The organism is Homoserinimonas sp., from assembly GCF_056262345.1.
In genome coordinates this window covers 1-7804 of record NZ_JBACFR010000069.1, presented here as the reverse complement: position 1 = coordinate 7804, position 7804 = coordinate 1, and the positions used below count along the sequence as shown (strand labels likewise).

General features: G+C 65.1%; 7 protein-coding genes and 1 pseudogene. 6 read left to right on the top strand and 2 right to left on the bottom strand.

The features are described 5' to 3' along the window. The 3 genes from AC062T_RS03580 to AC062T_RS03570 all read left to right on the top strand — a co-directional run. Positions 1–1696, top strand: a 1696-nt coding sequence (locus AC062T_RS03580; protein WP_476027463.1) for a thiamine pyrophosphate-requiring protein, incomplete at its 5' end; no start/stop codon positions are given. Continuing rightward, positions 1693–2628 (top strand): TIGR01777 family oxidoreductase, encoded by a 936-nt coding sequence (locus AC062T_RS03575; protein ID WP_476027461.1) that lies wholly within the window; start codon positions 1693–1695, stop codon positions 2626–2628. The genes AC062T_RS03580 and AC062T_RS03575, both read left to right, overlap by 4 nt. A gap of 94 nt (positions 2629–2722) precedes the next feature. After that, positions 2723–3226 carry a pyridoxamine 5'-phosphate oxidase family protein gene (locus AC062T_RS03570; protein WP_476027459.1) on the top strand — a complete coding sequence of 168 codons (504 nt, stop codon included), beginning with the start codon at positions 2723–2725 and terminating at the stop codon, positions 3224–3226. A gap of 22 nt (positions 3227–3248) precedes the next feature. On the opposite strand, the gene AC062T_RS03565 is transcribed toward AC062T_RS03570, so the two are convergent. Further along, positions 3249–4652, bottom strand: a complete 1404-nt coding sequence (locus AC062T_RS03565; RefSeq protein ID WP_476027457.1) for a flotillin family protein — start codon at positions 4650–4652, stop codon at positions 3249–3251. Between the two features lie 218 nt (positions 4653–4870). Between AC062T_RS03565 and AC062T_RS03560 the strand changes: the two genes are divergently transcribed. Beyond that, the gene (locus AC062T_RS03560) at positions 4871–6352 is read left to right on the top strand and encodes an MDR family MFS transporter (protein ID WP_476027455.1); all 1482 of its coding nucleotides are present in this window, start codon (positions 4871–4873) and stop codon (positions 6350–6352) included. A 36-nt stretch (positions 6353–6388) separates the two neighbouring features. Beyond that, entirely contained in the window at positions 6389–7180 is a 792-nt protein-coding gene (locus AC062T_RS03555) for an EI24 domain-containing protein (protein ID WP_476027453.1), read from the top strand. Between the two features lie 7 nt (positions 7181–7187). Here the strand turns inward: AC062T_RS03555 and AC062T_RS03550 are convergent, their stop codons facing one another. Next, positions 7188–7505: a thiamine-binding protein gene (locus tag AC062T_RS03550; RefSeq protein ID WP_476027451.1), complete on the bottom strand. Its 318-nt coding sequence runs from the start codon at positions 7503–7505 to the stop codon at positions 7188–7190. A gap of 77 nt (positions 7506–7582) precedes the next feature. Between AC062T_RS03550 and AC062T_RS03545 the strand changes: the two are divergent. Next, positions 7583–7804: pseudogene (locus tag AC062T_RS03545) on the top strand (YceI family protein); the annotation flags it as partial.

Here is a 7804-nt window from a genome sequence, read left to right as displayed (position 1 = left end):
GGCGGAGAGCGCACCGGAGTTCGTGCAGGCCCGCCACGAAGAGAATGCGGCGTTCATGGCGGTCGGGCATGCCAAGTTCACGCACGGAGTCGGGGTCGTCACCTCGACTCAGGGGCCGGGAGCGGTGCACCTGCTCAACGGCCTCTACGATGCAAAACTCGACCAGGTTCCCGTGGTGGCGATCGTCGGACAGCAAGCGTCGAGCGCTCTCGGCTCCGGATATATGCAGGAGATCAACCTGCCGACCCTCTTTGCCGACGTTGCCTCGTTCGTTCAGCTTGTCTCATCGCCTCAGCAGGTGCCCATGGTCATCGACAGGGCGTTTCGCAGCGCCCTCAGCAGCCGTGGCCCCGCCGTTGTCATCATTCCCAACGACATCCAGGGGGCGGATGCTCCGGATCATGATCAGTCCCATGGCGTCGTGCTCACCTCGGCCGTGTTCGAAACCGGCACCGTCATGCCGTCAGCCTCAAAGCTCGCGGCCGCAGCCGACATTCTTCGGCAGGGCAAGCGCGTCGCAATCCTGATGGGGCAGGGTGCCAAGCGCGCCGAAGCCGACGTGATCGCGGTGGCTGAAAAGCTCGGCGCTGGCATCACCACGAGCCTTCTCGGCAAGCCCTATATCGACGAGTCACTGCCCTTTGCGACAGGCGTTATGGGACATCTCGGAACGACAGCGAGTGCATACCTGCTCAATAACTGTGACACCCTCCTCATCGTCGGTTCGCATGACCCGTGGACAGAGTTCTACCCCGCCCCCGGCCAGGCCCGGGCGGTCCAAATCGACACCAATCCCGCCCACATCGGCGACCGTTACCCCGTCGAGGTGGGGCTTGTCGGCGATGCGGCAGAGACGCTCCGGGCGCTCGTCGAACTGCTGCCCGAAGCATCCGAAACCACATGGAGGGCTGATGTCGAGAACCAGGTGCGCCGCTGGCACAGCATCAGCGAGGCGCGCTCCCGCGTCGCGGCTCGACCGGTGAACCCCGAACTCGTGCTGCGCCGCCTGAGCGAGAGGCTGCCGAGCGACGCCCAGATCGCGCTCGATGTCGGCAGCGTCGTCTATTGGTATGCGCGGCAACTGAGATTGCCACGAGGGGTCCCCGCGCATCTCTCCTCAACTCTGGCGAGCATGGGCTGCGGAATGCCCTATGGCATCGCCGGCAAACTCGCCCGCCCTGAGCGACCGATGATTGTGCTGAGCGGGGACGGTGGTGCCCAGATGACGGGGATCGCCGAGTTGATAACGCTGAGCACCCTGTGGCCGGCCTGGCATGACCCGCGCTTCGTCCTGTGCGTGCTCAACAACCGGGATCTGGCCGAGGTCAGTTGGGAGCAACGCGAGAACGAGGGCGAACCACGGTTTGGCCCGAGCCAGAGAATCCCCGACTTTCGATACTCCGCATACGCCGAGCTTCTCGGCATGAACGGAATCCTCGTCGACCACCCGGAGGCGATCTCCGACGCGTGGGAATCAGCGCTCTCGGCCGATCGCCCCACCGTGATCGAGGTTCTGAGCGACCCCGCGATCCCTCTGCTGCCGCCGTTCCCCGCCGGAGAACAGAAGCTCGCCACGATGCTCGCGGCCCTGCAGCGCGAAGGCCACTCCTCTCAGCACGCCATTGCGCTGCTTCACGAGTATGCGGGCCACGAGCAATCGACGGCGGAATCGACGGAGGGTAGCCTCGACGCATGAACCCTCAGGAGCAGGTCGACCCGTCGCCGCACTCCGGCTCCGCCTCCCGAAGGGTGCTCATCAGCGGCGCCTCGGGCTTCATCGGCTCGGTGCTCACACGCCAGCTTCGCGCCGATGGGCACAGTGTAACCGCGCTCGTGCGGCGGGAGGCGCGCTCACGCTCCGAAGTGAGCTGGGACCCGGCCGCCGGAAGGATTCCCCTCTCGGCGATAGAGAACGCGGACGCCGTCGTAAACCTCTCCGGGGCGTCTCTCTCGCGGCTGCCATGGACCCACAGTTACAAGCGCACGATTCTCACGTCGCGGGTGCAGGCGACGCGCACTATCGCCCTCGCGATCGTCAAAGCAGAGAACCCACCGTCGGCGCTCGTGAGCGGCTCCGCGGTGGGGTTTTATGGCGACAGACCAGGAGAAACACTCACAGAAGAGTCATCGCGCGGCGACGGGTTTCTCAGCAAAGTCGTCGAGCGCTGGGAAGGAGCCGCATCGCCGGCCCTCGCCCGCACGCGCGTGGTTTATGCGCGAACGGGGCTCGTGCTCGGGGACGGCGGAGCGCTGTCGCCGCTGCGACTCCTGACCCGCCTCGGGCTGAGTGGCCCTCTCGGCAGTGGTGACCAATGGTGGCCCTGGATCAGCCTCCACGACGAAGCCGCGGCGATCCGTCATCTCATCGGCTCGTCGCTCAGCGGACCAGTTAACCTCGTGGGCCCGACCCCCGCGACCGCCGACGAGATCGGCCAGGCGCTAGCCGATGCCCTAGGACGGCCGTATTGGCTTCGCGCACCCCGCTGGGCCATCGTCGCGGGTCTCGCCGACGCGGGGCGGGAGCTACTTCTCGCGAGCCAGAAGGTAGAGCCTCGACGGCTGCTCGCCGACGGCTTCGAGTTCCGCCACACGACGGCGCAGCAGGCCATCGTCGCACCCTCGGAGTAGCAGGCGCGCGCCCGCGCTTGGACCCTGGCCGTTGCCAGGGCGCGGGGGTAACGTGCGCACACACATTCGCACGGCCTACCGAAGGAGACGAGCAATGACGGACACCACGACGCCCCTCGCAACCGACGACGACATGAAGGCGATTGCCGCGATCATCAAAGACGCAAAGGTGGCCTTCCTGACCACTATGAGCGAGCATGGCCACCATCACAGCAGGCCGCTGGCAGTGCAGAATGCAGACTTCGCGGGCGACCTGTGGTTCTTTACGCAGGATCCGAGCGACAAGGCCAGCGACATCCGGCGCAATCCACAGGTGAATGCGGCATTCCAGTCGGGAAAAGGTTTTCTCTCGGTCGCCGGGGTGGCAGAGATCGTGCACGATCGAGCACGGGTCGACGAGCTCTGGAATCCCGCCGTCGAAGCCTGGTTTCCCGAAGGCAAGGACGACCCCACGATCGCACTGATCCGCGTGCGGCCGGAATCCGCCGAATACTGGTACTCGGCCGAGCCGGGGGTAATCTCGGCCTTCAAAGTCGTCAAGGCAATGATTACGGGCGACCAGCCCGACGTCGGAGAAAACCGGGCGGTCGAGCTTTAGCTCGCCGCCCGGCGCTCCGGCGTTACTCCGCGGTGACCGGCGCAGCTGTGGTGCGCGGTGCCGCGAGGGCCTCGCCGACAGCCTCGCCCGTCGCCCGCCCCGTCACGATATCGGCGATGTCGATTCCGACGAGTTCTTTGATGAGCTGAGTAGATGTTGCGAGCTGCGATGCTACATTCTCGCCGATCTGACGGGTACCCGAGCCATCGCTCGAGATCACAGTCATGTTGGAGATTGCCGTCAGCGGCTCTGCCGCCGCCCTGACGATCTCGGGCAGGAGCGCGATGAGCTGCTGGCGCAGAAGCTCGGAAGAACGCTCGTCGAGCGCCTCTGCCTGCGCACGCGCCGATTCTGCCTCGGCGTTACCGCGCACCCGGATCGAGTCTGCTTCGGCCTCGCCCTCGGCGCGGAGAGCTGCTGCGGCGGCGATTCGGCGATCACGGTCGGCGTTTGCTGCGGCGACGGATGCGGCGGCGGCAGCCTCGGCGTTCTTCTCGACGGCATAGGCCTCCGCGTCGGCAACGGCGCGAATCTCTGCGTCGAGCTCCTGCTTTCGCAGCCCGACGCGCTTGCCTGCGGTGACCTCCTGCTGCGAGATGACCTCCTGCTGCGAGATCGCCTCGGCCAGCGGGCGGGACGCGTCTGCCTCTGCCCGTGCCTTGTCGGTCTCCTTCTGAATCTCGGCGTTGCGCAGGTCGAGCTTGCGCTGCTGCTCGGCGACGGCCTGTTCCGAGGCAATTCGAGCCTCCTCAGAGGCCTGCCGTGATACCGCTTCTGCGATCTCTGCGACCTGCTTGACGCGAGCGGCCTCGGCACGACCAAGGTCACGGATGTACCCGTGATCGTCGTCAATCTCCTTGATCTGGAGGGTGTCGATCTGAAGGCCCTGCACGTCGAGCGATTCGCGCACCGCCTCGAGAACCTGCCCCTGCAGTGCCTGGCGGTTGGTGATGATCTCGGTGACCGTGAGCTGACCCACGATGGAGCGAACAGAACCGCTCAGAACCTCTTCGGTCGATGCCTCGATCTCCTCTTGCTGGTTGAGGAATCGCTGCGCGGCAGCGCGCACCATCTCTTCTGTGCCGCCCACCTTGACAACGGCGACCGCGTTGACGCGGATCGTGATCGCATCCCGAGTCTGTGCCGTCGCTTGCACGTTGAGCTGTCGGCTGCGCAGGCTCAGCTTGAAGTGAGCCTCGACGATCGGCTTGACGAACACACGCGAACCGAAGACGACGCGCTGGCCGGCATTCTCGAACTCGCCGCTGGCAGCCCTGGCGCCCTTCTGCCGGGAGGTGACAATGATCGCCTCATCTGGTTTGGCAATCTTGATGCCGACGAGGAGCGGGATCACGATGATGATCACGACAACGATCACCGCTCCGGCGATCACGACGGCGGTCAGTGGGCCAAGAAAGTCAAGCATTTATCCCTTTCGGGCACGAACCGGGCGCGGGCGCGGGTCGGCGGTCGGAGCTGATATTCAGGTCATCATGAGCTTGGCAGAGCCCAGAGTCGACCGCCACCACAGTCGCGCAGAACGACGCGGGCTGGGGTAAACTCGACCCCTTGCCGTGGTGGTGCCGCCGACGTTGCCTCTCAGCACGCACAACGCTCGATTACGACGCCGAAAAAGGACCACTGATGACCGCCAGCGCGCCCAGTACACAGCCGGGAACGACAATAGGGCCCGCCGACGCCCGCACCCCTACCCGCAACCGCCTGGTAATCGGGCTGCTGCTGGTGTCGGCCTTTGTCGTGATCTTGAACGAGACGATTATGAGCGTGGCCCAGCCGCGCTTGATGAGCGACCTGGGCATCTCCTACAGCACCGTGCAATGGCTCACCACCGGATTCATGTTGACCATGGCGATCGTCATCCCGATCACGGGATTCCTGCTGGAGCGGCTCTCCACCCGCACGGTCTTTCTCACCGCAATGACCCTGTTCAGCATCGGCACGCTGGTCTGCGCAATCGCGCCAGACTTCTCCCTGCTCCTCGCGGGCCGCATCGTTCAGGCCTGCGGAACCGCCATCATGATGCCGCTTCTGATGACCACGGTCATGACGCTCGTGGCCCCCGAGGCCCGCGGCCGCACGATGGGCAACATCTCCATCGTGATCTCCGTCGCTCCCGCACTCGGGCCGACCATCTCGGGCATCATCCTTAACGCCCTCGACTGGCGCTGGATGTTCTGGTTGGTTCTTCCCATCGCCATCGGATCTCTCATCCTCGGCGCCGCCCGCATCGAGAACGTAACCGAGCCCCGCAAGGTGCCCGTCGATACGCTCTCCGTAATCCTCTCCGCCTTTGGTTTCGGCGGTCTGATCTATGGGCTCAGCAGCCTCGGTGCCGCCGCCTCTGGCTCCGTTGCCGTGCCGGTCTGGGTTCCCCTCGCGGTAGGCGTCGCCGCCCTGGTGCTCTTCGTGCTGCGTCAGCTCATGTTGCAGCGCGGAGATCGGGCCCTGCTCGACCTGCGCGTCTTTCGCTCCGCGCAGTTCAGCATCGCCACCGTCATGATGATGATCAGCATGGTCGCGCTCTTTGGAACGATCATCATGCTGCCCATCTTCATGCAGGATGTTCTCGGCCTTGAGCCCGTGATGGCAGGCCTCATGCTGCTGCCCGGCGGACTCCTTTCGGGCATCCTCGCCCCGTTCGTCGGTCGCCTCTTTGACCGGGTCGGGCCGACGCCGCTCGTGGTACCCGGCGCGATTATCGTGAGCCTCGCATTTTGGTGGCTCTCGTCACTGGGCGAAGGATCGTCGTCCGCGGGAGTCCTCGTCGGGCACATCGGTCTCAGCACGGGCCTCGCGCTGCTCTTCACCCCCCTATTCACCTCTGCTCTCGGCTCGCTCACCCCGTCCCTGTATTCGCACGGAAGCGCCATTATCGGCACGGTGCAGCAGGTGGCGGGAGCCGCGGGAACCGCGCTCTTCATTACCCTCTTGACGGTGCGCTCCGTCGCGCTTGAGGCCGACGGGGCTTCTGCGGTCGCGGCAACAGCCGGAGGCATTCAGACCGCGTTCATGTGGGGTGCGATCGTCTCCATTTTTGCGATCGTGGCCGCATTCTTTGTGCGCCGCCCTCGCGATATTCCCTCCGACCTGCCGGTCGGTCACTAGACACCGCTCACGGATGCCGCGGGATATCCTCGACGAATGACCGAACCGCTCCCCCGACGCCCCGGCGTTCTCGCAGGGCTGGTCGAAGGTTTGCGCCTTCTGCTGAGGGGGTTTCGCGTGTGGGGAACCCGGCCGCGCCTCATGCTCCTCGGCCTGATTCCCGGCCTGATCACGCTCGCGATCTTCATCGTTGTCGAGGTGTTTCTCTTTGCCTCGGTTGGTGCGATCTCTGAGTGGTTGACCCCGTTTGCCGATACCTGGGACGAGGGGTGGCGCGTCACTCTTCGCGTGGCCGTCGCAGTCGGATTGATCGCAGGATCCGCGCTGATCTTGGCGTATACCTTCGCGGTGCTGACCCTGACCATCGGGCAGCCGTTCTTCGAACGCATTTCGCTCGCGGTGGACGACGAGCTCGGGGGCGTGGTCGAAGCGCCGCCCGTGCCTCTCTGGCGGTCAATCGTGCGAGGCATCGGCGAGGCCATTGCGATCCTGGCCATCACCGTACTCACGGGAGTCGGGCTGTTCTTCGTGGGATTGGTGCCTGTTGTCGGCGCGGTAATCTCGGCCTGCATCGGTGCGTTCGTCGGCGGGTGGTTTCTCGCCCTCGAGATCACCGCTGTGCCGTTTCAGCGCCGCGGACTGAGCCTCTCCCAACGCCGCGCCCTTCTCGGTTCCCGGCGCAGTGTGACGTTGGGCTTTGGGGTGTCAGTCTTTCTTCTGTTCCTGGTTCCCCTCGGCGCCGTGCTGGCGATGCCCGCCGCCGTGGCGGGGGGCACCATTCTGGCGCGTCGCACTCTCGGCGAGCCGACGCCACCGTCGGCCCGCTAGTCGCGCTCTAGATCACCGGATCTGCTTCGCCGAGGGCCCGTTCAAGGCGCTCGACCTTGCCAACGAGTTCGCCCGTGTAGCCCGGTCGGATATCGGCCTTGAGCACCAAGGAGACGCGAGATCCATAGGCGGCAACGGCCTCCGTCGCGGCCTTCACGACGGCGAATACCTCGTCCCACTCGCCCTCGATCTCGGTGAACATCGACGACGTGTGATTAGGCAGGCCCGATTCGCGCACGATTCGAACGGCCGCGGCAACGGCGTCATGCACCGACCCATCGGCTCGACCTGTTCCGCTGGGAGCAACTGAGAATGCGACGATCATGTGCCCAGTGTATGACCGCATCCTGCACCTGTTTCAAGCCCCGGTACCCTGGATATCAGCTCTCAGAAAGGTGCCGGATGTCACTCTCCAAGCGAACGATCTCGGTTATTGTCGGCTGCGCCATCGTCGTAGCGCTCGGAGTGACGGCGGTGGTTGCAGGCCCTGCGATCTATCGGGACCTCATCGTTGGCCCTGCCGATGATGCGCCGTCGCTTGCAGCGGAGTCACTGGCACCGGGAACGATCGACGAGGATGCTCTGGCTGGCCAATGGACCGTAGCGGACGGGTCGTTCGCTGGC